Raw genomic sequence first — 23405 nt, 5'->3', positions numbered from 1 at the left:
GATAAGCACTTTTTTGACTGATTATTCATAAATTGGATTTGAGTTGAGGGGGCAAGGCTGTGTCCAGTCGATCTTCCTCCAGCCTTTATCCAGCGGGGCTTGCAATAGAAAGAGGGAGGCATCATGCCTCCCTCGCTTTTTTGTCCTGATACTACGTGGACTGGAACTCAAATTCTCTTAAGTGAACAGCATTGCGCGCATGTGCGCGGGCTCTTGTCATCCGTGGCGTTTATCAGGCCTTGGATTTTTTCTTGTTGTCCACCTTGGTGTCGACCTTGGCTGCAACCGGGGCGGCAGCAGGGGCTTCCTCGATGAAGGGACGGCCGTAGTAGGTGTCCATCAGGATGGCTTTCAGCTCGGTGATCAGCGGGTAGCGCGGGTTGGCGCCGGTGCACTGGTCATCGAAGGCTTCCAGCGCCAGCTGGTCTACCTTGGCCAGGAAGTCCGCTTCGTTCACGCCGGCTTCGCGGATGGAGGCCGGGATCCCCAGGGTGGCCTTCAGCTCGTCCAGCCAGGTCAGCAGCTTCTCGATCTTGGCGGCGGTACGGTCACCGGCAGCGGTCAGGCCCAGGTGGTCAGCCACTTCGGCGTAGCGACGGCGAGCCTGCGGACGGTCGTACTGGGAGAACGCGGTCTGCTTGGTCGGGTTGTCGTTCGCGTTGTAGCGGATGACGTTGCTGATCAGCAGGGCGTTGGCCAGACCGTGGGGGATGTGGAACTCCGCACCCAGTTTGTGGGCCATGGAGTGGCACACACCCAGGAAGGCGTTGGCAAACGCGATACCGGCGATGGTGGCGGCGTTGTGCACCTTCTCGCGGGCAACCGGGTCGTTGGCGCCGTTGATGTAGCTGGAGGGCAGGTAGTCCTTCAGCAGTTTCAGGGCTTGCAGCGCCTGACCGTCGGAGTATTCGTTGGCCAGCACGGAGACATAGGCTTCCATGGCGTGGGTCACGGCGTCGATACCACCGAAGGCGCACAGGGACTTGGGCATGCCCATCACCAGGTTGGCATCCACGATGGCCATGTTCGGGGTCAGCTCGTAGTCGGCCAGCGGGTACTTCATGCCGGTGGCGTCGTCGGTCACGACCGCAAACGGGGTCACTTCAGAACCGGTACCGGACGTGGTGGTGATACAGACCAGTTCGGCCTTCACGCCCATTTTCGGGAACTTGTAGATACGCTTGCGGATGTCCATGAAGCGCATGGCCAGGTCTTCGAACGCGGTATCCGGGTGCTCGTACATGACCCACATGATCTTGGCGGCATCCATGGGTGAACCACCACCCAGGGCGACGATCACGTCCGGCTTGAAGGAGTTGGCCATCTCGGCGCCCTTGCGGACCACGGACAGGGTGGGGTCGGCTTCCACTTCGTAGAAGATCTCCACTTCCATGTTCAGCTTCTTGAGCAGGCGAACCACTTCATCGGCATAGCCGTTGTTGAACAGGAAGCGGTCGGTCACCACCATGGCGCGCTTCTTGCCTTCCAGGTCGCCCAGGGCGATCGGCAGGGAACCACGACGGAAGTAGATGGATTTCGGAAGTTTGTGCCACAGCATATTTTCTGCCCGTTTTGCGACTGTCTTCTTGTTGATCAAGTGCTTGGGACCGACGTTCTCGGAGATGGAGTTACCACTCCAGGAGCCGCAACCCAGGGTCAGGGACGGGGCCAGCGCGAAGTTGTACAGGTCACCGATACCACCCTGGGTGGAGGGGGTGTTGATGAGGATACGGGCGGTCTTCATCTTGTCGCCGAAGTACTTGATGCGGTCGGCATTGCGATCCTGGTCGGTATAGAGACCGGAGGTGTGGCCGATACCACCGATGTTGACCATGTCGCAGGCCATTTCGACGGCTTCTTCGAAGTTCTTGGCACGGAACATACCCAGGGTCGGGGAGAGTTTCTCGTGAGCGAACTCGTCTTCTGCGCAGAGTTCCAGACCTTCACCGATGAGGATCTTGGTGGTGGCAGGCACGGTCACACCGGCCATGGCGGCGATCTTGGTAGCAGGCTGGCCCACGATGTCGGCGTTCAGGGCGCCGTTGATCAGCAGCACTTTACGCACCTTGTCCGCTTCGTCCTTGGAGAGGATGTAGCCGGCGTGGGTCGCGAAACGCTCCTTGACCTGGTTGTAGATGGAGTCGACCACGATGACAGCCTGCTCGGAGGCACAGACCACGCCGTTGTCGAAGGTCTTGGACATCAGGATGGAGGCGACGGCACGCTTCACGTCGGCGGTTTCGTCGATGACGATGGGCACGTTGCCCGCACCCACGCCGATGGCGGGTTTGCCGGAGGAGTAGGCGGCCTTCACCATGCCCGGGCCACCGGTGGCCAGGATCAGGTTGATGTCGTCGTGACGCATCAGGGCGTTGGAGAGTTCGACGGAGGGTTGATCAATCCAGCCGATGATGTCTTTCGGCGCACCGGCAGCCACGGCTGCATCCAGTACCAGCTTGGCAGCGGTATTGGTGGAGTTCTTGGCGCGGGGGTGCGGGGAGAAGATGATGGCGTTGCGGGTCTTCAGGGAGATGAGGGCCTTGAAGATCGCGGTGGAAGTCGGGTTGGTGGTCGGTACGATACCGCAGATGATGCCTACCGGCTCGGCGATGGTGATGGTGCCCATCTCGTCGTCCTGGCTCAGGATGCCGCAGGTCTTTTCATCTTTATAGGCGTTGTAGATGTATTCGGAGGCGAAGTGGTTCTTGATAACCTTGTCTTCGATGATACCCATACCGGATTCAGCCACGGCCATCTGGGCCAGGGGGATACGGGCGTTGCTGGCGGCCAGGGCGGCGGCACGGAAGACCTTGTCTACCTGCTCTTGCGAGAAGCTGGCGAATTGACGCTGTGCTTCTTTGACGCGGGCAACCAGTGCATCCAGTTCAGCCAAATTGGTTACTGCCATGTTTATCTCCTGATGATTTGAAAACTGTTTAGTAAGACCTTGGCAATGCCCGGCAATTATAGCCACCTTGTCAAGGCAAGAATCACCATAACGGGGTATTTACATGCCTTAGTAAACTGTTTTCTGGCTCGATTATAGGGTCGGGATGTGTCAGAAAAGATTGATCTGGATCATATGTAACAAAAGAACAAAAGAAATTTTGTTTCACCCCTTGTCGCACCACTATGTTACGGGAGTGTGTCATCCTTTCTTGGCATCACGAGCGGCTGTCACGCGCCCTTGGAATATCTGCTCAGGGAAGGGGATCCGATGAATTCTCGCCTTGACCGGAATGGGGGGAGGCGGTATCGCCGTGATGGCGGCAGAACGCCCAGCCCCCGGACGTTTCATTTATGTTGAGAAAGGGGTTGTTGTTTTCATCCAGTCGCCCTGGCGAAACAGCACATCTGGCGGTGGCAGGGAGCGCGTCACCTCTTCACAGCTGACCCCACTGGCGCCGCACCAGGGTGAGAAAGGCCAAAATCGGGGTCACAGGAGCGGGTGGGGGCGGCAAGCAGGCGTGGTGAGAAGCAAGGGTGCCATTTACCGAAAATATCGTTTCTTGGCTGAGGGTTGATATAACGCGCTGCCATGGCACCAGGCGATGTTAATGGCGACCTCTCTCCCTTAACAACCCGATATGTTGAATTTTGTCGATACATTAGCGGAACTAACTAAAAAGCCCCGGTAAGGGTGAGATTATTTGATTGGAGAAGGGAAAAGCCATGGTGTAAATTTACGCGCAGTTTGGGGGCTGGCCCCTTGTGGCTCGTATTGGTTCTGGATGGCGCCTATGGCAGCAATAGACTTCTCTTTATACCTGAAATTTTTCGTCGGCCTGTTTGCGATCATCAACCCGCTGGGTCTGTTGCCGGTCTTTGTGAGCCTGACGGGCCACATGTCGCCGGAGGAGCGACGCAAGACCAACACCACCGCCCACATTGCCGTGATGATCATCTTGATGGTCTCCATGTGCATGGGACAGCTCATCCTCGACAGTTTCGGCATCTCCCTGGCGTCGTTTCGCATTGCCGGTGGCTCTCTCATCACCCTGATCGCCTGGTCCATGCTGCAGGGCAAGCTGGGGGAGGTGAAGCACAACAAGCAGGAGAAGGGTGAACTGGCTGCGCGTGAATCTATTGCCGTGGTGCCCCTGGCTCTGCCGCTGATGGCCGGACCCGGTGCCATCTCCTCTTCCATCGTCTATGCCAGCCAGAAGACCCTGCCCCAGATGGCCGGCATGTTCGTGGTGGTGGTGGCGTTTGCCTGCTGCTCCTGGCTCATCTTCCGCGCCGCTCCCCTGCTGTTCAAGCTGATGGGCAACACCGGCATCAACGTGGTGACCCGTATCATGGGTCTCATCATGATGTCCCTTGGCATCGAGATCATCGTGGCGGGCATCAAGGGAGTCTTCCCCGGTCTGGTGTGAGCCAGGTCCGTTTTTGTCGGAGCCGGTCCTTGTGACCGGCTTTTTATTGTTTCTTTTTTGTTGGTCATTTCCTAGAATCGAGCGGCCTTGTACGAAAAACGACCGCCTCGGGATATTTAAATGCTGAATAAATGGTTTTAAGTTGTTTTTTTGACCATGAAAGCGGCCTGTTCCTGATGATATCTATTGCATTATCAGAATTGTCAGGGAATTATGCGGGCAGCGAGGTGTTTGTCTCGTGGATAACAAATGCATGGAATGTTCTTGTTGGAGTATGGAAATGACTCATAGAAAAACAATTATTAATACCCTTTTATTGACTGCACTTTTCGGTGGCGCCACCCTGGCTCACGCCGCCGATGTCCCCGCCGGTACCAAGCTTGCTCCCGAGCAAACCCTGGTGAAAGGCAATGGTTCCGAACCCGCCACCCTGGATCCCCAGAAAGTGGAAGGTACCCCCGAATCCAACGTATTGCGTGACCTGTTCGAAGGTCTCGTCTCCTCCGGCCCCAAGGGTGAGACCCTGCCCGGCGTCGCCGAGTCCTGGGAAACCAAGGACAACAAACATTACGTGTTCCACCTGCGCAAGGATGCCAAGTGGTCCAACGGGGATCCCGTCACCGCTCATGACTTCGTCTTTGCCTTCCAGCGCGCGGTGGATCCCAAGACGGCCTCTCCCTACTCCTGGTACATGGAGATCCCGACCATCATCAATGCCTCCGACATCATCGCGGGCAAGAAGCCGGCCGACACTCTGGGTGTGAAGGCGGTGGACGATCATACCTTCGAGGTGCAGCTGGAGAAGGCGGTGCCTTACTTCGTCAGCATGCTCTCCCACACCACCACCTATCCGGTCCCGAAGAAGGTGATCGAGAAGTTCGGTGACAAGTGGACCCAGCCCGGCAACATGGTATCCAACGGCGCCTACGTGCTGAAGGACTGGGTGGTCAACGAGCGTGTCGACGTCGAGCGCAACCCCAACTACTGGAACAACGGCAAGACCGTCATCAACAAGGTGACCTACCTGCCCATCCAGTCCACCAACGCCGAGCTGAACCGCTATCTGGCTGGCGAAGTGGATCTGACCTACAACATGCCCATCGAACGCTTCAAGCAGATGAAGAAAGAGCTGCCGGACGAAGTGAAGGTCAGCGGCTATGTGGGCACCTACTACTACACCTTCAACACCAAGCGCAAACCTTATGACGACGTGCGGGTGCGTACTGCACTCACCTACGCTATCGATCGCGACGTGATCGCCGACAAGGTGATGGGCAAGGGTGAGACCCCGGGTTATGCCTTGGTGCCCGACTTCGTGGACGGCTTCAAGCCGGTGGCACCATCCTGGTCCAAGCTGACCCAGGCAGAGCGCGATACCAAGGCGAAAGAACTGCTGACCGAAGCCGGTTACGGCCCGGGCAACCCGCTCAAGTTCGAGCTGCTCTATAACACCGACGACAACCACAAGAAGGTGGCCGTGGCCGTCGCCTCCATGTGGAAGAAGCTCGGCGTGCAGGTGAGCCTGGTGAACCAGGAGTGGAAGACCTATCTGGAGACGCTCAAGCAAGGCCAGTTTGATGTGGCCCGTCGTGGTTGGATTGCCGACTACAACGAAGCCTCCTCCATGCTGGATCTGATGCAGACCACTCACGGCAACAACGACGGCAAATACTCCAACCCGACGTTCGACAAGCTGATGAGCGAGTCCCGCAACCAGGTGGATGCCGAGGCGCGCAACAAGCTCTATGTCCAGGCCGAAGAGATCCTGGCCAAGGACATGCCGATCGCCCCCATCTATCAGTACGTGACCTCCCGCATGGTCAAGCCCTACGTGGGCGGCTACCCGGCCAACCCGCTGGACAACATCTACAGCAAAGACATGTACATCGTTGCTCACTGAGTAAAGACACAAGTCGCATAACAAGCAGGGCCCGCCAGACGGCGGGCCTTTATTACAACCGCGACCCTTTGGAAGCAGTACAGGACAGGAAATGTCTATGTTGAAATTCATCCTTAAACGTCTACTGGAAGCGATCCCGACTCTGCTGGTCTTGATCACCGTCTCCTTCTTCATGATGCGCTTCGCCCCGGGTAACCCCTTCACCAGCGAACGCGCCCTGCCGCCGGAAGTCCTGGCCAACATCGAAGCCAAATATGGCCTGGACAAGCCCATCGGCATGCAATACCTCACTTACCTCGGCAACCTGGTCCAGGGGGATCTGGGGCCCTCCTTCAAATACAAGGACTTCACCGTCAATGATCTGGTGAGCCAGGCCCTGCCTGTCTCCGCCAAGATAGGCTCGGTCGCCTTCCTGCTGGCAGTGACCCTGGGGGTCACCTTCGGCACCATTGCGGCCCTGAAACAGAACACCCTCATCGACTACCTGTTGATGTCGTCGGCCATGGCCGGGGTGGTGATCCCGGGCTTTGTGCTGGCACCGCTGCTGGTGCTCTTCTTCAGTATCTATCTGGGCTGGTTCCCGGCGGGGGGCTGGCAGGGGGGCGGCGCCCAGTTCATGGTACTGCCGGTGTTCGGCATGATGATGTACTACATCTCGGCCATCTCCCGCATCATGCGCGGCAGCATGATCGAGACCATGAACTCCAACTTCATCCGTACCGCCCGCGCCAAGGGGCTGCCCCTGCGCCACATCATCCTCAAGCACGCGCTGCGCCCGGCCATGCTGCCGGTGGTCTCCTACCTGGGACCGGCCTTCGTGGGCATCATCACCGGCTCCGTGGTCATCGAGACCATCTTCGGCCTGCCGGGGATCGGCCAGCTGTTCGTCAACGGTGCCCTCAACCGTGATTACTCCATGGTGCTCGGTCTGACCATTCTGGTCGGCGCCCTCACTATCACCTTTAACGCCGTGGTCGATATTCTCTATGCCGTCATCGATCCCAAGATCCGTTACTAAGCCGGGAGTACATCATGGTAGTCACAACTGAAAAGCGCGAAGCCGTCGAGGCGTTCGCCCAGAAAGTGGAAGTGGTGGAAGGACGCTCCCTGTGGAAGGATGCCCGTCGCCGTTTCCTGCGCAACAAGGCGGCCCTGACCAGCCTCATCATCCTTACCATCATCGGTCTGGCGGTGATCGTGGGGCCCCACCTGTCCCAGTACACGTTCGATGACCCGGACTGGGGGGCCATGCAGAGTGCCCCGGACATGGAGACCGGCCACTGGTTTGGCACCGACAGCCTGGGGCGCGACCTGTTCGTGCGTACCCTGCTCGGCGGACGCATCTCCCTGATGGTCGGCATCATGGGGGCCCTGGTGGCCGTCATCATCGGCACCCTCTACGGCGCCGCGTCCGGCTTTATCGGTGGTCGCGTCGATAGCCTGATGATGCGGGTGCTTGAGATCCTCAACGCCTTCCCCTTCATGTTTTTCGTGATCATGCTGGTGACCTTCTTCGGTCGCAACCTGGCCCTCATTTTCCTCGCCATCGGGGCGGTGAGCTGGCTCGACATGGCGCGTATCGTGCGCGGCCAGACCCTGAGTCTCAAGAGCAAGGAGTTCATCGAGGCGGCCCACGTCTGCGGCGTCTCCAAGTGGAAGATCATCACCCGTCATATCGTGCCCAACGTGCTCGGGATAGTGGCGGTTTACGCCACCCTGCTGGTGCCGGGGATGATCATGTTCGAATCCTTCCTGAGCTTCCTGGGTCTGGGCGTGCAAGAGCCCATGACCAGCTGGGGCGCCCTGCTGGATGAAGGCTCCAAGTCGATGGAAGTGGCCATCTGGCAACTCCTGTTCCCCGCCGGTTTCATGGTGGTGACCCTGTTCTGCTTCAACTTCCTCGGGGATGGTCTGCGTGATGCCCTGGATCCCAAGGATCGCTGATACCCAGGGACCGGCAAGACGCCAAGGGGCCATCAGACCCGTTCAGGGAACGCACCGCGTTCACCACGGGCAGGCCCCCATCACGACAGCGCGATAAGGAGTACTGAGATGAAATTACTGGATGTGAAAGATCTGCGGGTCGAGTTCAAGACCCCGGACGGCAATGTGGTGGCCGTCAACGACCTCAACTTTTCTCTTTCTGCTGGCGAAACTTTGGGGATCGTCGGGGAGTCAGGCTCAGGCAAGTCCCAGACTGCCTTTGCCATCATGGGGCTGCTGGCCAAGAACGGTGTCATCACCGGCTCGGCCAAATTTCAGGGGGACGAGATCCTGAATCTGCCGGAGCACAAGCTCAACAAGATCCGCTCCGAGAAGATCGCCATGATCTTCCAGGACCCCATGACGTCGCTCAACCCCTACATGAAGGTCAAGGATCAGCTGATGGAAGTGCTGATGCTGCACAAGGGGATGACCAAGGCTGCCGCCTTCGAGGAGTCGGTGCGCATGCTTGACGCGGTGAAGATCCCCGAGTCGCGCAAGCGGATGAACATGTATCCCCACGAGTTCTCCGGCGGCATGCGCCAGCGGGTGATGATCGCCATGGCGCTCCTGTGCCGGCCGCAGCTGCTCATCGCCGACGAGCCGACCACGGCGCTGGACGTGACGGTACAGGCCCAGATCATGACCCTGATGAACGAGCTCAAGCGCGAGTTCAACACCGCCATCATCATGATCACCCACGATCTTGGTGTCGTGGCCGGCATCTGCGACAAGGTGCTGGTGATGTACGCAGGCCGGACCATGGAGTACGGCCGGGTCAACGATATCTTCTATCGCCCGAGCCACCCCTATACCGAAGGCTTGCTGCGCGCCATTCCCCGCCTCGATACCGAAGGGGAAGAGCTGCCCACCATTCCGGGCAATCCGCCCAACCTGCTGCGTTTGCCCACCGGCTGTCCCTTCCAGGAGCGTTGCCACCGGGTGAGCGAGATTTGTGGCCAGCAATCGCCGATCCTGACGCCGTTCAACGACGGCCGGGAGCGGGCGTGCCACTGGGTATCGGATGCCATGATCAAGGGAGTGAACTAAATGGGTACTGACAAGAAACTGCTGCTGGAAGTGTCCGACCTCAAGGTTCACTTCCATATCAAGAGTGACAAGGCCTGGCCCTGGGCCAAGCCCTCCGCCCTGAAGGCGGTGGACGGGGTGACCCTGCGCCTCTACGAAGGAGAGACCCTGGGCGTAGTGGGGGAGTCCGGTTGCGGCAAATCCACCTTCGCCCGTGCCCTCATCGGCCTGGTACCGGCCACCGACGGCAAGGTGGTGTGGCTTGGGCAGGACTTGACCAAACTCGAGCAGAACGCCCTGCGGGAGAAGCGCAAGGAGATCCAGATGATCTTCCAGGACCCGCTGGCCTCCCTGAACCCCCGCATGACCATAGGGGACATCATCGCCGAGCCCCTCATCACCTTCTACCCGACCCTGCCAAGGGAAGAGGTGAAGGAGAAGGTGCGCGCCATGATGACCAAGGTGGGTCTGTTGCCGAACCTGGTGAACCGTTACCCCCATGAGTTCTCCGGCGGCCAGTGCCAGCGCATCGGCATCGCCCGGGCGCTCATTCTCGAGCCCAAGATGATCATCTGTGACGAGCCGGTCTCGGCGCTGGATGTCTCCATCCAGGCTCAGGTGGTGAACCTGCTGAAATCCCTGCAAAAGGAGATGGGGCTCTCCCTCATCTTCATCGCCCACGACCTCTCCGTGGTGAAGCACATCTCGGATCGGGTGCTGGTGATGTACCTAGGCAACGCGGTGGAGCTCGGGACCGGCAAGGAGATCTTCGCCAATCCCCTGCACCCCTATACCAAGGCGCTGATGTCGGCGGTCCCCATCCCGGATCCGGATCTGGAGCGCAGCAAGGTCATCCAGATCCTGGAAGGGGATTTGCCATCCCCCATGAATCCGCCCTCCGGTTGCGTGTTCCGTACCCGCTGCCCGGTGGCAGGCCCGGAGTGCGCCAAGACCCGGCCCCAGCTCGAGGGCAACTTCGACCACGCGGTCTCCTGCCTCAAGGTGGACCCGCTCTGAGAACCTGTTAACGATCTTGCTGCGAGGCCGTGATCAAGGCCTCATGCGCTGCTCGGAATCCTCATGTATTCATATACATTCCGGTTCCTGCGCTGCTCTTTACCTTGTTGACGACCTCTCGCGACAGCTCGTAAACAGGTTCTAAGGAGAACCGTATCGAGAAGGGCGCGTGCTGGCGCTCTTTTTATTGCATGGGGGATAAGATGCCTCTTGGCGCCATCTTCCCGGACTGTTACTATCCGCCGCACAAGGGGAGTAACTTCTCGCCGGTTTGTCGTCATTACGGTGCACCCATATCCTGCAGTGCACCCGGCAGCCGGGCAGTCGATGTCAATCGGCTGTAAGTGAGACCTTGCCGAGAGGCAAGGTGTATCTGCTCCAAACGCGAACCCACTGCCTCCCGGCCGTGGGTTTTGTCGTTTTGGGAGAAGTGAAAATGGGTGAATGGTGGATGTGGACCGGTTTCTTCAGCATAGTGCTGGTCCTGTTGTGGATTGATATCCGCTTTGTCGGTGGCGGCAAGGCGCACAAGGTGTCCCTGAAAGAGGCGGGCATCTGGTCTCTCATCTGGGTCAGCGTGGCGCTCCTGTTCAACCTGGCCATCTGGCTCTGGCTGGATCACAGTGCCGGGCGCGAAATCGCGAACCAGAAGGGGCTGGAGTTTCTCACCGGCTACCTCATCGAAAAGGCACTGGCGGTGGACAACGTCTTCGTCTGGCTGATGCTGTTCGGCTACTTCGCCATCCCGGCGGAGCTGCAGCGCCGGGTCCTGCTCTACGGGGTGCTGGGGGCCATCGTGATGCGCGCCGGCATGGTGTTCGCGGGCAGCTGGCTCATCGAGCAGTTCCACTGGATCCTCTACCTGTTCGGGGCCTTCCTGCTGCTGACCGGTGCCAAGATGCTGTGGGCGGCCGACAAGGAGCCGGATCTCGAGAACAATGCCCTGCTCGGCTGGATGCGTCGTCGCTTCAAGGTGACCGAGACGCTGGAGGGGGAGAAGTTCTTCGTCTGGCGTGACGGTGTGCGCTACGCGACCCCGCTGCTGCTCATCCTGGTGCTGGTGGAGGTGAGCGACCTCATCTTCGCGGTGGACAGTATCCCGGCCATCTTCGCGGTGACCACGGATCCCTTCATCGTGCTCACCTCCAACATCTTCGCCATCATGGGGCTGCGCGCCATGTACTTCCTGCTGGCCGGGGTGGCCGATCGCTTCGCCCTGCTCAAATACGGCCTGGCGCTGATCCTGATGTTCATCGGGGTCAAGATGTTGCTGCTCGATATCTTCAAGATACCGACCGGCATCGCCCTTGGCGTGGTGGCGCTGATCCTGCTGGCCTCCATGGGGCTGAGTCTGCTGATGACCCGCAAAAAGGCGGCGTGAACGGTGCAATAAAAAGGGCTCCCTCGGGAGCCCTTTTTCATGTCAGCAATTTGCTTAGCGCTTGATCTTCTTGGGGTTGGTGTAGCCCCAGACGGTGTACATGTCCGCCAAGAGGGCACCGTTGTACTCCTCCAGATCGGATTGTTTCACTTCAGCATCACCCTGGCGTCCGAACAGGACCACCTCGTCACCGGGTTTGATCCCCTTGATGTCGGTGACGTCCACCATGGTGGTGTTCATGGAGGTCTTGCCCACGACGGGAGCCTTCTGGCCATGGATCAGCACATAGGCCTTGTTGCTCATGGCGCGGCGGTAGCCGTCGGAGTAGCCCATCGGCAGGTTGGCCAGCAGGGAGTCGCGCTTGAGGGTGAAGGTGCGGTCATAGCCGACGGTGTTGCCCGCCGGGTAGTGGTTGACGGAGGCGACCTGGGTCTTGAACGCCATCACCTTCTTGTACTCGGTGTAGGAGGGAATGGTGTCGCCATAGATGATGCCGCCCGGGCGCACCATGTCAAAGTAGGCTTCCGGCACTTCCAGGGTAGCGAAGGAGTTGGCGGCGTGGATGGTGAGCTTGCTGCGATCCAGCTTGCCGGCGTCGATGAGCCACTGGTAGTCCAGCTTGAACTGGGCCAGCCCCAGCTTGACGTCCTCTTTCTCCTCCACCGGGAAGTGGGTCATGATGCCGACCGGGGTGATCCCCTTGAGCTTGAGCATGGCCAGGGCATCGGCCTTGGCATCGTCCTGGCGCAGATCGATGCCGTTGCGGCTCATGCCGGCGGAGTTCAGGCCGATGTGCACCGGGATGTTGGTGTGATGACGCTGGGCGATGTCGGCGATCCCCTTGGCGCTCTCCAGGCTGCCGATGAGCTCTTCCAGCTTGTAGGGCAGGGCCTGCTCCACTTCATCCGGGGTGGCGGCACGCACCCGCATCAGGCGACCTTCGAAGCCCTTCTCGCGGGCAACACGTGCTTCTTCGTTGCTGGCGATGCCGATGCAGGGGATGCCTGCTTTGACCACGGAAGGGACCAGCAGGTCGATGCCGTGACCGTAGGCGTCCGCCTTCATGATGGCGCAGATCTGCGGGCCCTTGTCACCGAGGCGATTTTTCAGGGTCTGGATGTTGTGCTCGAAGGCACCGAGATCCACTTCCAGCCAGGCGTTAGCGGCGGTCTGTTCCTGACCGTTGCGGTGGTCGTCGGCGAGCGGCAGATAGGGGGCGGCGACTGCCTGGCCGGCCAGCAGGCCAAAGATCAGGGTCGCGAGCAGTGTTTTCTTGTGCATGGGGCAAGTCCTTTCTTATTGTCTTGAGTTGAGGCTGGGCTCATCGCTGAGGCGAGCTGCGGCAGGGCTGGTCATAGCATGTTGCTATGCTAATGATATATTTCACTTTTTATCCAGATGCCGGCTCTGGGAGTGTATCTCAACGGCGTCAATCGTGGCACGTGTTGCAGGAAGAAAATATGAAGCTGACGTTGCGGATTCCACCGTTGCTGCTGTTCGTCGTCATCGTGCTCGCCATGTGGCTGGGGCGGGGCGAGGGGAGGGCGGCGCCACTGTGGCTGTTGCTGGTCGCCACGCTGTGGCTGGCGGGAGCCCTGCTGGGAGGCGGTGCGCTTCTGCATTTCTGGCAGCAGCGCACCACCGTGCACCCCCAGCGGCTGGAGAGCAGCCGGGTGCTGGTGACCCGGGGCGTCTATCGCATCAGCCGCAATCCCATGTATCTGGGGCTGCTCTGCTGGACCCTGGCGCTGGCGTGCTATCTGGGAGGCATGGCAGTGTGGCTCGGGCCGCTGCTGCTCTGGGTCTGGCTTACCCGCTTCCAGATCCTGGCGGAGGAGCAGGCGCTGCGGCGGCAATTCGGCGATGCCTATGACGACTACTGCCGTCAGGTCAGGCGCTGGTGTTGAGGCGCGGTGTGTCCCATCAGGCATATGACAACGGCCCGCAGAGGCGGGCCGTTGTCATGGGGGTCAGGGGATCACGCCTTGGCGGTGTCTACCTCGCCGAGGGGGGCGGTCTCCCCCAGGCTGTCTTCGCTCTTGGCCACCACGCTCGCGGCGATGGCGTTGCCCAGCACGTTGGTGGCGGAGCGCCCCATGTCGAGGAAGTGGTCGATGCCGAGCAGCAGCAGGATGCCCGCTTCCGGGATGTGGAACTGGTTGAGGGTGGCGGCAATCACCACCAGGGAGGCGCGGGGCACCCCGGCCATTCCCTTGGAAGTAACCATCAGCAGCAGCAGCATCGTGATCTGCTGGGCCGTGGAGAGCTCGATGCCATAGGCCTGGGCGATGAACATCACCGCGAAGGTGCAGTACATCATGGAGCCGTCCAGGTTGAAGGAGTAGCCCATGGGGAGCACGAAGCTGGCGATGCGCTTGTCACAGCCAAATTTCTCCAGCCTGTCCAGGGTTTTGGGATAGGCGGCCTCGGAGCTGGCGGTGGAGAAGGCCAGCAGGATGGGCTCGCGGATGAGGGCGAGCAGAGTCAGCATGCGGCGACGGATGAAGAGGCTGCCCATGGCGATGAGCAGCAGCCAGAGGCAGCCGAGCGCCAGATAGAACTGGGCCATGAAGGTGCCATAGGTGGCGAGGATGCCGAGCCCCTCCTTGGCGACCATGGCGGCGATGGCGCCAAACACCGCGAACGGGGCGAAGTTCATCACGTAGCCGGTCACCTTGAGCATGATCTCGGCGCCGCTTGCCATCAGCTTGACCACGGGCTTGGCGTCGTCCCCCAGGGCGGCGGCGGCCAGCCCGAAGAAGAGGGAGAAGACCACGATCTGCAGGATCTCGTTGGTGGCCATCGCCTCGACCACGCTTTTCGGGATGGCGTGGGTCACGAAATCCTTGAGGGAGATGGCGGTGGCAACCACGCCGGAGCTGGCGCCGTCATCGGGCAGGGAGAGGGAGAGCCCCACCCCGGGTTGCATCAGGTGGACCATGACCAGCCCCAGGGTCAGGGACAGCAGGGAGGCGAGCATGAACCAGCCCAGGGTCTTGACGCCGATGCGGCCCACGGTGCGGGTGTCGCCCATCTTGGCGATACCGACCACGAGCGTGGTGAACACCAGGGGGGCGATGATCATCTTGATGAGGCGCAGGAAGATGTCGGTCAGCAGGGTGATGTCATCGGCAAAGCCTGCGGCCTGTGCGGGCGCGAGCAGGCGATAACCCTGCCCGGTCACGATGCCAAGCAACATCGCAATGAGGATGGCAACGGTCAACTTGTTCATTTTCATGGGGGAGTTCCGGTTTCGATAGGTGCAATGCCTGTGCAGGCGGCGAGGGGCCGCCTCAGTCCTTTTTTTTGTGATCCGGGCGGTGGAATCCAGACAGCCGGTGTGCTGGAGCATGCCTAATCGCGAAGGGGAAATCCAGTGACTTGTTTCGGAGTTTTGCGCCGTTGTTAGCTGCATTTGATATGCATCTTGTGATTTATTTGTATTAATCGCTGTTTATTTTAATTTTTGCGAGATAAACGGCTTCCATGCTCTGTGCGTCCCGGGGGCTGGCCTCCAGGGTGAAGACGAGCAGGGCCGAGGTGCGATGTTCCACCTGCATGTCGTCCATGAAGGTGTCTGGCTCGTACTCGTCGAACCCGAATTGGGGGCGGGTCGGGGTGACCCTGACGGCATCCCGCGACAGGGTCAGCGTCTCGACCCGAATCCAGGGGTATCCCTTTGCCAGTGCCACCTCACCGGCCCGCTTGAGCACGTATTTGCGCGCCGTTTCCCTGTCCACCAGATCGTTGCCCACAAACTCCAGTTGCCAGCGGGCCGGGCCAAGCTGGGTCTGTGAAAAACCGGTCTGGCCATTCCAGAACGATTTTTCACTGTCATAGGCGGTGGCACAGCCCGCGAGCTGGCCGACCAGCAGGGCGCTGAGGGCAAGGGTGCAGAAAGTACGAAGGGAAGGCAACATGATGCGGGCCGCTTGGCAAAGGGGGGTTTACTACAGCACAAAGGGATCGGAGAGACAATCGCGGTGGAAGACCATAAAAGAAAAGGCCTTGTCGTCTGACAAGGCCTTTCTCGGGGAATTTGGTCGGTGTGAGAGGATTCGAACCTCCGACCCTCTACACCCCATGCAGATGCGCTACCTGGCTGCGCTACACACCGACGGAGTCAGCTCGGCTGACGGGGAGGGAGTTTATGGAGATGCCCCGCCCCTGTCAACAGGGGAAATTCAGGTTCGAGATCGTTTGCCTGCTTTGCGAGCAACTTCGGATCAAAGTGCGACCAGTGGTGCATTTTGTCGGCACCTCACCGCTGTCTTGCAGGAAAAACGGCCACCCGGAGGTGGCCGTTTGGCGTGATGTTCTCAAGCCGAGATCAGCGGTTGAAGATCAAGCGCATGCCCAATACCTTGTCGGTGACCTGACCGTTCTGCCAGGCAATCTGGCCGTTCACCAGGGTCATCTCAAGCAGGGCGCGCTGGAAGCGGTCATCATCCAGATCAGCGGTTGAAGGTGAGTCGCTTGCCCAATACCTTGTCGGTGACTTGGCCGTTCTGCCAGGCTATTTGTCCGTTCACCAGGGTCATCTCGATGGTGCTCTGGAAGCGGTAGCCGTTGAACGGGGACCAGCCGCACAGGTAGAGCAGGTTGCTGTCGGTGACCACGTAGGGCTTGCCGAGATCCAGCAGCACCAGGTCGGCGAAGTAGCCTTCCCGGATGTAGCCGCGATCCTGCACCTGGAAGCGCTCGGCCACCGCGTGGGAGGTCTTCTTGACGATGGTTTCCAGGCTGAAGACCCCGTTGTGGTAGAGCTCCAGCAGCGCCTGCAGGGAGTGCTGCACCAGGGGCACGCCGGACGGCGCCTTGAAGTAGCTGTTCTGCTTCTCTTCCCAGGTGTGGGGAGCGTGGTCGGTGGCGATGATGTCGAGCACGTCGTTGCGTACCGCATCCAGCAGGGCGTGCTGGTCGGCAGCGCTCTTCACCGCCGGGTTGCACTTGATCTGGCTGCCCAGGGTGTCGTAGTCCGCCTCGTTGAAGAAGAGGTGGTGGACGCACACTTCGGCGGTGATGTTCTTGTCCTTGAGATCCTTCAGATCCGGGGTGGCGGTAAAGAGCGAGAGCTCTTTCGCCGTGGTCAGGTGCAGCACGTGCAGCTTGGCGCCGTACTGCTTGGCCAGGGAGACCGCCATGCTGGAGGATTTGTAGCAGGCGTCCGCGCTGCGGATGCGGCCGTGCTCGCGCATGGGCACGTCTTCGCCCCACTTGGCGCGAGCTTCGTCTTCCAGCACCTTGATGGACGGGGTGTCCTCGCAGTGGGTGACGATCATCACCGGGCTCTCGCGGAAGATGGCTGCCAGGGTCTCCTGGTTGTCCACCAGCATGTTGCCGGTGGAGGCCCCCATGAAGATCTTGATGCCGCAGGACTGCTTGGGATCGAGCTTCTTGATCTCTTCCAGGTTGTCGTTGGTGGCACCCAGGTAGAAGCTGTAGTTGGCGGCGGCGGAGTTGGCGGCGATCTGGTATTTGGCTTCGAGGGCGTCGATGGTGGTGGTCTGGGGATTGACGTTGGGCATTTCCATGAAGCTGGTGGTGCCACCGGCCACGGCGGCCCGGGATTCACTGGCGATGGTTCCCTTGTGGGTCAGGCCGGGCTCCCGGAAGTGGACCTGATCATCGATCATCCCGGGGATGAGATGACGGCCCGTTGCATCGATCACCACGGCATCGGGGGCACTGATGTCCGGGGCGACGCGGGCGATCCGCTCACCCTCGATCAGGACGTCGGAGGCATAGATGCGGCCTTCGTTGACCAGGGTGGCATTCTTGATAAGCAATTTGTTCATGGGGGGTTCCAGTTCCTTTGCCGGGAATTGTGGGGGTTGACTATTTATCTAATAAATCAATCGCTTACTGTTGGATCTTTTTTTCTTGGGGCGTCATTGGGGCAAAAAGGCCTTTTGATTGCATCTGCTCCCAGATCCTGACCGCCTCAGATTTGCTCGCCGAGGCGATCCACTTTCCGTAGACGGATTGTAACATTTCAAGGTCAGCGTGACCCATTTGCGCTGCAATATACGCGAGATTTCCATGCGACGTCAGGTTCCAACTAGCAAACGTATGCCTAAGTTGATAGAAGCGCCGGTATCTTACTCCGGCTCTCCTCATGATGTTGCTCCAGGCATGAGACACCCCGGCGGCGGTGAAGAACTCCTTGGCGTGTGGAACATGGGGGCCCGTCACCTTAGGCGTGAATACCGGCCTGATGCTCTGGCGCTCGATGCGACCGTTCATGTCTACATCTACCGACACCACAGCACGCATGAACGACAATGCCATCTGTGACCTGAGAGCTGCGATCACGGGCGGTTGCAGATCAACCTCCCGGGGCTCGTTGGTCTTGGGCAGTTTGAAATAGTCCGATTCGTTACTGATGTTCCTGCTGATGACCATGACCCCTTTTTCGAGGTCGATGTCCTCCCAAGCAAGAGCCCTCAACTCGCCTGTTCTAAGGCCAGTATAGATGGCAAGGGTGATCATGTTTCGTTGCTGCTCGTGGGAGCATGCTTCCAGCAGCCGGGTGTATTCATCAAATTCGAAAGGGTCTGCCGGTGAGGTCTTTCTGGTGGTGACGGGCCTCACACCTCCTGTGAGTCTTGCTGCATCCGCAAGTAAGTTGTTCTTCTCACACCAGCGAAGCAACTGCCTGAATCGCCCAAGGTAGGTGACGATGGAACTGGGTTTGAGTGAGATGTGCAGCTCATTGCGGATCAGCTCTATGTCCTTGGGCATCAGCGTTGAGACCTGTCGGTCCTTACCCAGGACATTGATGCACGCCTCAATGGCGAACGGGTAGCCATGACGAGAGGTAGGCTTCAGCATAGGTTTGTGAAGCCGCCAGAAATCCTGATAGGCCTCCCAGATGGTGACGTTTCGCCGGCTTCCTCCAAATCGAGCCAGTGCTGAGCTGTCAGGGAAATGATGTGCGTAGCTGAAGGTACCGATCGCAATCTCATGCTTGATGGTTGCGAGCTTGTTGGTGGCAAACTTCACGTTCGCCTTGGTGATGGGGAGGTCGAGGACCTCCCGGCAGCGCGCCCGTTTATAGGTGAAGGTAATGCGCAGCTTTTTGCCATGAACCTCCAATCCAGTGACTCCAGCCACTAGATCATCATGTTTGACTCGACCCACTTGTCATACTCCGCAACGTTGTAACGAATCTGGTTATCCGGGGCTCGGCACCATACCCGCCCTTCCGGCCACTCTCCTTTTAAGCGCCGTCCCTCGGCGGCTTTTTCTGTCATGCCTGTCAGTTCGGCGAATAACTTCGGCCTCACCCACCTGGCACATGGGTAGACGAATTGCTGCATTTGTTGGTCCTCATTAGTCTGGTTATTTCATCCCGGCCTGCTCGGTTGTAGAGGAAGCATTCAACCTGCTTCCTGCTGCTGACCGCCTGGTCAAGACGGTACTCCCCGAACGCCGGGCGTTTGAGTTGGTGCTGGTTGGCCAGCCGTCCAATGGCCTGGGCACTGACTCCCAGCTCCTTGCCCAGGTCGGTGGCGCTCCAGAGCTGGCCGGCAACCCGGGGAGCTTCGATGGGCAGGTCGAAGTGCGCCAGGATGCGGCCGATCTCGGCGAGCTTGGCCGATCGGGAAAGGGTGGGGGAGCGCACGGTGCTGACCAGCTCATTGAGAAGCTGGCTGTCCTGGTCGATGGTCAGTTGAAGTTGTTGCATGGCGTGGCCCTCCTGTTTCAGAGGATGGGGCGCCAATTTGATTGAAGGAAGGGCCGTGATTTCGTTATCCCCGGAATCCAGGGTGTGAGAGAGATGGGATCAGGCGGCAGTGCTGATCGGCTCCACACCAGACAGCAGCAGCGTCAGCTTGCTGACATCGCGGATCCGGCATTCGCCGCGCCAGTTGGGGGCGAAGATGAGGAGCATGGAGCCCTTGGGGTTTCCCTTCATCTCTTCGCCGGTTGCCTTGTTGATGAAGCTCACCCGGCCGTTGCGCCACTTGCCGTTCTCATCGTGGTAACCAGTGATGTGCCGCACCTCGCTGGCACGCATACCGGGATACCATTCTGTGCTGGTGTCCTGGGGGACCAGCATGACGGTGCCGATGCCGCGCCCCTGCTGCTCGATGGCTTTTTCCACCCACGGCCCGATATCGGAGTAGGGCGGGTTGAGCCATGCCCAAGGTGAGCGCACTGACGGGCTGATAAAGTCGCCCCAGTCCACGCTCAGGGCGTCGATATCCGGTGTCAGGTACTTCTCGCAGAGCGCCGTTTCCGGCAGTGCGGCGGCATCAAGGGCGAAGTTGAATTCCAGATCCAGCGCCCGGAACAGCCAGAGCGGTGTCTGGGTCATGTCCCGGGTGCCGGTGGGGGTAGTGGAGCCACGGTAGTCTGCCATATTGGAACCTCTCCTTTTGGAACCGTGTCATCAGTAGTTGATTGTCAGGTGGTCGATCTTGTTGCCAGCGATGTGCTTGATAAGGTTGATGGCTTTTTCTTCCTCAATTCCCAGGCCCATCAGGTCCATCAGGATGGCGTTGTTGATGGTGCGGCGGTGCTCCATATCGGCGGCGCGCGCAGAATCCTCTGCGGCTTTCTGGCGCTGCTCGTCAGCGATGCGCTGACGCTCTTGCTCAGCAGCGCGAGCGGCGGCCTCTTCCGCCTGGCGTGCAGCGTTTGCTTCGGCCTTCTGGCGGGCCAGCTCGGCGGCTTCGGAATCACGCCGGGCCTGCTCTGCAGCCTGCTGTGCCACCTGGGCTTGGCGTTGGGCCTCTTGCTCGCGGTGCTGGGCGGCTTCACGCTCCAGGCGCTGGCGATTCTCTTCCTCCCGGCGGGCTTGCTCCGCCGCCTGCTCGGCTATCAGGCGCTCGCGGTCGATGCGATCCTGTTCGGCCTGCTTCTGGCGCAGTTGCTCCAGCTCTGCCTGCTCGGCTTCGTACTTCTGGCGGGCTGCCATGGCCTCGCCGAGGCGCTTGGTTGCGAGCTCCTTGGCGACGGTCGCCTGGGGCAGCAGCTCTTGCCAGGAGTCGTCCAGGGCGTTCTGCTCGACCTCCTGCAGCATGACCTGCAAGTCGGCGGCGGCGATCTCGATGCTGGCAGAGGATCCCAGTTCATTGAGGCGGGCCAGTCGGGATTGCAGTGCTGCCACTCGGGCTTCCTCTGCCGCTTCGTACTGGGTGAGCGGGGCGCGCACCTCGTCTTTCAGGGCGTCCAGGGTGTCGCGGATCTGCTTGCGATTGGCGTCGATGCGCTTGGGGATCTCCTTGAACTTGTCCGTTTGCTCTTTGCCGAGCCCGTCCAGGTAGGTCTTGGTGCGGGCGACGGCATGGGCGATGCTGGCGACCTCCTTGCGGCCCTTGGCGGTGGTGATGTCGGGCACCAGGCTGGTTGCCTTCTGGCGAATGTCGGCCAGCAGTTCAGCAATCCCCTGGCCCTCAGTGAACAGGGCGACGGCGGAGGTGGGTTCGATGACAACCAGTTGGGCCTGGGTTGTCTCTGTTTTGGCTTGTTCGGTCATGGCGGGTCCTTAGGATTGAAAAGGCCCGCAGTGAGCGGGCCTTGTTGGTTATTGCTGGGCGCTGTGCCCGGTACTGAGCTGCTTCTTGCGCTCGCCGGCGATCTGCTTGATACCTGCGATGATGTTCTGGTCGCCGGTTTCGTTGGCCCAGGTCCAGGCGGTGGTGTAGGCCTGCTGCCATTCGGTGGTATCACATGCCCCCTCGATGGCGGCGCAGTGGTCGGCGTAGGCGTTGGCGTGGTCCGCCTGGGCGGGTTCGGCCATCTGCTCATGCTCCAGGGTGACCGATTCGGTGCTCTGGCCGCGGATGGCATCCAGGGTGCGGCTCTTTGCCGGTGCGCCATGCTGCGGTTGGCTACCTGGAATCTCGTTGATGATGATCTCCTTGCCCTCCATCTCCTCGGCGGTGGGCTCGCTACCGATCTCCGGCCAGGCCTTGCGCAGCGCCTGCGCCTCGGTGCACTTGGCGAGCTGGGCATAGGGCCGCTTGCGCCACATGGCGTTGGGGCACTCGGTCTTGCCGCTCTGGGTGGCGTAGTTCTCCTTCCAGCGCTCCAGGGCGTGGAAGGCAACCCGCTGGCCGTTGACCATCTTATAGACGGTGTACTTGCACCACTGCGGGTAGGTGACCTTGATCTTGGCGCTCTGGTTGTAGGGGTCTTGGAATTCCTCGGTCACATCCGGCCCGAACACGGGTTCATCGGCCCCCGCGTAGTTGCCGGAGCGATCGGCCTGGATCCGGTACATGCCGATCCCGGGCATAGGTACATCCCGCCAGACTTTCTCCTTGGAGCGGGCATCAGTCACCTGCATGGGGACGAGGTGGACCGGCTTGAGCAGAATGTCCAGGCCGCGAGCCTTGCAGTAGTCGATGGCCATGACCACCGAATCGGGGTTGGCACCCGGGTAGATGGTGTTGCACAGGGCGTTCCAGGTCGGCTCGTCGATGCCTCGCTGGACAAGAATGGGGAACTGGGCGGCGAAGTTATCGGCCGCCTGCTGTTTGAGGCTGGTGATGTTGCTCATGCTGCTTTCCTTGTCGCCCAGGCTGGGCGCTGGAGGGGTTTGAAGTCGTGCCAGTCGTTGTTGACCCGGCAGTCGTGGAAGCGATGGAGGTCGCGGCGGAACAGGTCCTTGCCCGCATCCTTCCAGTCATCCGTCAGGGGGCGCACCCGCACCGGGTAGCGGCCACAGTTCACGCTGGTGCTGACAGCCAGAAAGACGAATTCCGGCTCCTCGCCCATCACCCGGTGGAAGCCTTCGGAGTACATGGCATCCTGCACGTGGTAGCGGAAGTCCTCGACATGGCGCTCGAAGCGCCCCATATCGTCCACCGACTTCACGTCGATCATGATGGGGTGATTGCTCAGGTGGCGGTCTGGTCGGATCCGGCACAGCTCCTGGGTCTGGGGGTCAATCCAGTAGAAGGAGGCCTCGCTGTGCCCTTCCTGCTCCAGCAGCCAGCGGGCGTCCGGGTGGGCCATCACGCTGTCGCGCATCAGGTAGAGCTTGCGTCCCTCCTCGGCATCCATCACCGTCTTGCCCAGCTCGGCGCAGCCTGCCAGGAACTCGGCCTCTTCAGCCTTGCCGGCGTTGGTGCGGCGGTTGAACGGTGGGGCGATGATGAAGCGGTCTTTGAACTCGTCGGGCTCCAGCAGCAGGCAGTGGATGGCGCTGCCCATGTCGAAGGCCTTGAGCTTCTCCTCATCTACCGGGGCATTCTTGGCCCAGATATAGGTAGCCGGGCTTTCGGCGATCTGGTCGAGCTGGCTTTTGCTGACCCCGGGGCCAGCGTGGTACTCCTCGTTGGAGAGGCCGAACACCCGGCCAAGCAGGTGCGCGGTGGAGGTGTCGGCGATGGCATTCATGCTGCGCTCCTGTGTTGGTACTGCTCCCATTGCTCCTCGCTCATGGCGTCGTGCAGGGCGGCGAGGTGATAACCCCATGCTTCCTTGGCCAGGGCGGCCAGGGCGGCGTCCATCAGCTGCTTGGTGAGCTGCATCAGCGGGGCAGGATCGCCCTCGGTCATCAGCAGGAACATCGCCTGGTTGAGCTGCAGGCCCTGGTCGTGGTTCACCTCGGCCAGCAGGGTGGACAGGTCGGTATCGAGTTCCCCGGCCAGTAGCAGGGGACGGTTGGCCGCGATCCACTCGGCGACCCACTCGGCCTTGGCGTTGGCCTCGGCCTCCTGGCTCTCCAGCAGGGCGAGCAGGGTGGTTTCATTGGTCATGG

General features: G+C 60.2%; 21 protein-coding genes and 1 tRNA gene. 9 read left to right on the top strand and 13 right to left on the bottom strand.

Annotated elements, in window-relative coordinates:
• Window positions 1–232: 232 nt before the first annotated feature.
• Entirely contained in the window at window positions 233–2908 is a 2676-nt protein-coding gene (gene adhE / locus I6L36_RS04640) for a bifunctional acetaldehyde-CoA/alcohol dehydrogenase (RefSeq protein ID WP_041215422.1), read from the bottom strand.
• A gap of 832 nt (window positions 2909–3740) precedes the next feature.
• Between adhE and I6L36_RS04635 the strand changes: the two genes are divergently transcribed.
• The 7 genes from I6L36_RS04635 (at window position 3741) to I6L36_RS04605 (ending at window position 11686) form a co-directional block, all read left to right on the top strand.
• Window positions 3741–4376, top strand: a complete 636-nt coding sequence (locus I6L36_RS04635; protein WP_010674328.1) for a YchE family NAAT transporter — start codon at window positions 3741–3743, stop codon at window positions 4374–4376.
• Window positions 4377–4656: 280 nt separating this feature from the next.
• Window positions 4657–6276, top strand: coding sequence for an ABC transporter substrate-binding protein (locus I6L36_RS04630; protein ID WP_042883151.1), 1620 nt, complete (start codon window positions 4657–4659; stop codon window positions 6274–6276).
• 97 nt (window positions 6277–6373) lie between these two features.
• Window positions 6374–7294 (top strand): oligopeptide ABC transporter permease OppB, encoded by a 921-nt coding sequence (oppB, locus tag I6L36_RS04625; protein WP_010674330.1) that lies wholly within the window; start codon window positions 6374–6376, stop codon window positions 7292–7294.
• A 14-nt stretch (window positions 7295–7308) separates the two neighbouring features.
• On the top strand, window positions 7309–8220 hold the full coding sequence (gene oppC, locus I6L36_RS04620) for an oligopeptide ABC transporter permease OppC (protein ID WP_010674331.1): 912 nt from the start codon (window positions 7309–7311) through the stop codon (window positions 8218–8220).
• A gap of 108 nt (window positions 8221–8328) precedes the next feature.
• Window positions 8329–9309: an ABC transporter ATP-binding protein gene (locus I6L36_RS04615; RefSeq protein WP_039038983.1), complete on the top strand. Its 981-nt coding sequence runs from the start codon at window positions 8329–8331 to the stop codon at window positions 9307–9309.
• The gene (oppF, locus tag I6L36_RS04610) at window positions 9310–10305 is read left to right on the top strand and encodes a murein tripeptide/oligopeptide ABC transporter ATP binding protein OppF (RefSeq protein ID WP_010674333.1); all 996 of its coding nucleotides are present in this window, start codon (window positions 9310–9312) and stop codon (window positions 10303–10305) included.
• Between the two features lie 436 nt (window positions 10306–10741).
• Window positions 10742–11686 (top strand): TerC family protein, encoded by a 945-nt coding sequence (locus tag I6L36_RS04605; RefSeq protein ID WP_029314355.1) that lies wholly within the window; start codon window positions 10742–10744, stop codon window positions 11684–11686.
• Between the two features lie 54 nt (window positions 11687–11740).
• Here I6L36_RS04605 and alr read toward each other — a convergent pair whose 3' ends face one another.
• A complete protein-coding gene (gene alr / locus I6L36_RS04600) occupies window positions 11741–12967 on the bottom strand; it encodes an alanine racemase (RefSeq protein ID WP_039038980.1) in 1227 nt (408 codons plus the stop codon).
• Window positions 12968–13146: 179 nt separating this feature from the next.
• On the opposite strand from alr, the gene I6L36_RS04595 reads away from it, so the two are divergent.
• Complete coding sequence (locus I6L36_RS04595) at window positions 13147–13593, top strand: isoprenylcysteine carboxylmethyltransferase family protein (protein ID WP_109112357.1); 447 nt, start codon at window positions 13147–13149, stop codon at window positions 13591–13593.
• A gap of 71 nt (window positions 13594–13664) precedes the next feature.
• Here I6L36_RS04595 and I6L36_RS04590 read toward each other — a convergent pair whose 3' ends face one another.
• From I6L36_RS04590 to I6L36_RS04580, 3 genes are all read right to left on the bottom strand, one after another.
• Window positions 13665–14924 (bottom strand): dicarboxylate/amino acid:cation symporter, encoded by a 1260-nt coding sequence (locus tag I6L36_RS04590; RefSeq protein ID WP_109112358.1) that lies wholly within the window; start codon window positions 14922–14924, stop codon window positions 13665–13667.
• 205 nt (window positions 14925–15129) lie between these two features.
• Window positions 15130–15606: a hypothetical protein gene (locus tag I6L36_RS04585; protein ID WP_041212844.1), complete on the bottom strand. Its 477-nt coding sequence runs from the start codon at window positions 15604–15606 to the stop codon at window positions 15130–15132.
• A 120-nt stretch (window positions 15607–15726) separates the two neighbouring features.
• Window positions 15727–15803 (bottom strand) — tRNA-Pro (locus tag I6L36_RS04580).
• A gap of 33 nt (window positions 15804–15836) precedes the next feature.
• On the opposite strand from I6L36_RS04580, the gene I6L36_RS04575 reads away from it, so the two are divergent.
• Window positions 15837–16151, top strand: coding sequence for a hypothetical protein (locus I6L36_RS04575; RefSeq protein WP_162540563.1), 315 nt, complete (start codon window positions 15837–15839; stop codon window positions 16149–16151).
• On the opposite strand, the gene I6L36_RS04570 is transcribed toward I6L36_RS04575, so the two are convergent.
• The 8 genes from I6L36_RS04570 to I6L36_RS04535 all read right to left on the bottom strand — a co-directional run bounded on the left by I6L36_RS04570 (window position 16141) and on the right by I6L36_RS04535 (window position 23403).
• On the bottom strand, window positions 16141–17484 hold the full coding sequence (locus I6L36_RS04570) for a dihydroorotase (RefSeq protein WP_039038976.1): 1344 nt from the start codon (window positions 17482–17484) through the stop codon (window positions 16141–16143). The genes I6L36_RS04575 and I6L36_RS04570 overlap by 11 nt on opposite strands.
• A gap of 64 nt (window positions 17485–17548) precedes the next feature.
• On the bottom strand, window positions 17549–18802 hold the full coding sequence (locus I6L36_RS04565; protein ID WP_216987038.1) for a site-specific integrase: 1254 nt from the start codon (window positions 18800–18802) through the stop codon (window positions 17549–17551).
• 169 nt (window positions 18803–18971) lie between these two features.
• Window positions 18972–19376: a hypothetical protein gene (locus tag I6L36_RS04560; protein WP_216987037.1), complete on the bottom strand. Its 405-nt coding sequence runs from the start codon at window positions 19374–19376 to the stop codon at window positions 18972–18974.
• 99 nt (window positions 19377–19475) lie between these two features.
• Window positions 19476–20054, bottom strand: coding sequence for a phage N-6-adenine-methyltransferase (locus tag I6L36_RS04555; protein ID WP_216987036.1), 579 nt, complete (start codon window positions 20052–20054; stop codon window positions 19476–19478).
• Between the two features lie 30 nt (window positions 20055–20084).
• Window positions 20085–21173, bottom strand: a complete 1089-nt coding sequence (locus I6L36_RS04550; protein ID WP_216987035.1) for a hypothetical protein — start codon at window positions 21171–21173, stop codon at window positions 20085–20087.
• Between the two features lie 48 nt (window positions 21174–21221).
• Window positions 21222–22199: a phage recombination protein Bet gene (gene bet, locus I6L36_RS04545; protein ID WP_216987034.1), complete on the bottom strand. Its 978-nt coding sequence runs from the start codon at window positions 22197–22199 to the stop codon at window positions 21222–21224.
• Entirely contained in the window at window positions 22196–23041 is an 846-nt protein-coding gene (locus I6L36_RS04540; RefSeq protein WP_216987033.1) for a PD-(D/E)XK nuclease-like domain-containing protein, read from the bottom strand. The genes bet and I6L36_RS04540 overlap by 4 nt, the downstream gene beginning before the upstream one ends.
• Entirely contained in the window at window positions 23038–23403 is a 366-nt protein-coding gene (locus I6L36_RS04535; protein WP_216987032.1) for a hypothetical protein, read from the bottom strand. The genes I6L36_RS04540 and I6L36_RS04535 overlap by 4 nt, the downstream gene beginning before the upstream one ends.
• Between the last annotated feature and the right edge of the window lie 2 nt (window positions 23404–23405).

It is taken from the genome of Aeromonas sp. FDAARGOS 1406 (genome assembly GCF_019048565.1).
In the GTDB taxonomy this organism is placed as follows: domain Bacteria; phylum Pseudomonadota; class Gammaproteobacteria; order Enterobacterales; family Aeromonadaceae; genus Aeromonas; species Aeromonas caviae.
Note: the sequence above shows the minus strand (reverse complement) of the source record. Positions and strands in the feature narration are given on the sequence as shown.

Coding starts and splice junctions, on each gene's coding strand:
- adhE (WP_041215422.1), bottom strand. CDS start 2,908: ATGGCAGTAACCAATTTGGCTGAACTGGATGCACTGGTTGCCCGCGTC.
- I6L36_RS04635 (WP_010674328.1), top strand. CDS start 3,741: ATGGCAGCAATAGACTTCTCTTTATACCTGAAATTTTTCGTCGGCCTG.
- I6L36_RS04630 (WP_042883151.1), top strand. CDS start 4,657: ATGACTCATAGAAAAACAATTATTAATACCCTTTTATTGACTGCACTT.
- oppB (WP_010674330.1), top strand. CDS start 6,374: ATGTTGAAATTCATCCTTAAACGTCTACTGGAAGCGATCCCGACTCTG.
- oppC (WP_010674331.1), top strand. CDS start 7,309: ATGGTAGTCACAACTGAAAAGCGCGAAGCCGTCGAGGCGTTCGCCCAG.
- I6L36_RS04615 (WP_039038983.1), top strand. CDS start 8,329: ATGAAATTACTGGATGTGAAAGATCTGCGGGTCGAGTTCAAGACCCCG.
- oppF (WP_010674333.1), top strand. CDS start 9,310: ATGGGTACTGACAAGAAACTGCTGCTGGAAGTGTCCGACCTCAAGGTT.
- I6L36_RS04605 (WP_029314355.1), top strand. CDS start 10,742: ATGGGTGAATGGTGGATGTGGACCGGTTTCTTCAGCATAGTGCTGGTC.
- alr (WP_039038980.1), bottom strand. CDS start 12,967: ATGCACAAGAAAACACTGCTCGCGACCCTGATCTTTGGCCTGCTGGCC.
- I6L36_RS04595 (WP_109112357.1), top strand. CDS start 13,147: ATGAAGCTGACGTTGCGGATTCCACCGTTGCTGCTGTTCGTCGTCATC.
- I6L36_RS04590 (WP_109112358.1), bottom strand. CDS start 14,924: ATGAAAATGAACAAGTTGACCGTTGCCATCCTCATTGCGATGTTGCTT.
- I6L36_RS04585 (WP_041212844.1), bottom strand. CDS start 15,606: ATGTTGCCTTCCCTTCGTACTTTCTGCACCCTTGCCCTCAGCGCCCTG.
- I6L36_RS04575 (WP_162540563.1), top strand. CDS start 15,837: ATGGAGATGCCCCGCCCCTGTCAACAGGGGAAATTCAGGTTCGAGATC.
- I6L36_RS04570 (WP_039038976.1), bottom strand. CDS start 17,484: ATGAACAAATTGCTTATCAAGAATGCCACCCTGGTCAACGAAGGCCGC.
- I6L36_RS04560 (WP_216987037.1), bottom strand. CDS start 19,376: ATGCAACAACTTCAACTGACCATCGACCAGGACAGCCAGCTTCTCAAT.
- I6L36_RS04555 (WP_216987036.1), bottom strand. CDS start 20,054: ATGGCAGACTACCGTGGCTCCACTACCCCCACCGGCACCCGGGACATG.
- I6L36_RS04550 (WP_216987035.1), bottom strand. CDS start 21,173: ATGACCGAACAAGCCAAAACAGAGACAACCCAGGCCCAACTGGTTGTC.
- bet (WP_216987034.1), bottom strand. CDS start 22,199: ATGAGCAACATCACCAGCCTCAAACAGCAGGCGGCCGATAACTTCGCC.
- I6L36_RS04540 (WP_216987033.1), bottom strand. CDS start 23,041: ATGAATGCCATCGCCGACACCTCCACCGCGCACCTGCTTGGCCGGGTG.
- I6L36_RS04535 (WP_216987032.1), bottom strand. CDS start 23,403: ATGACCAATGAAACCACCCTGCTCGCCCTGCTGGAGAGCCAGGAGGCC.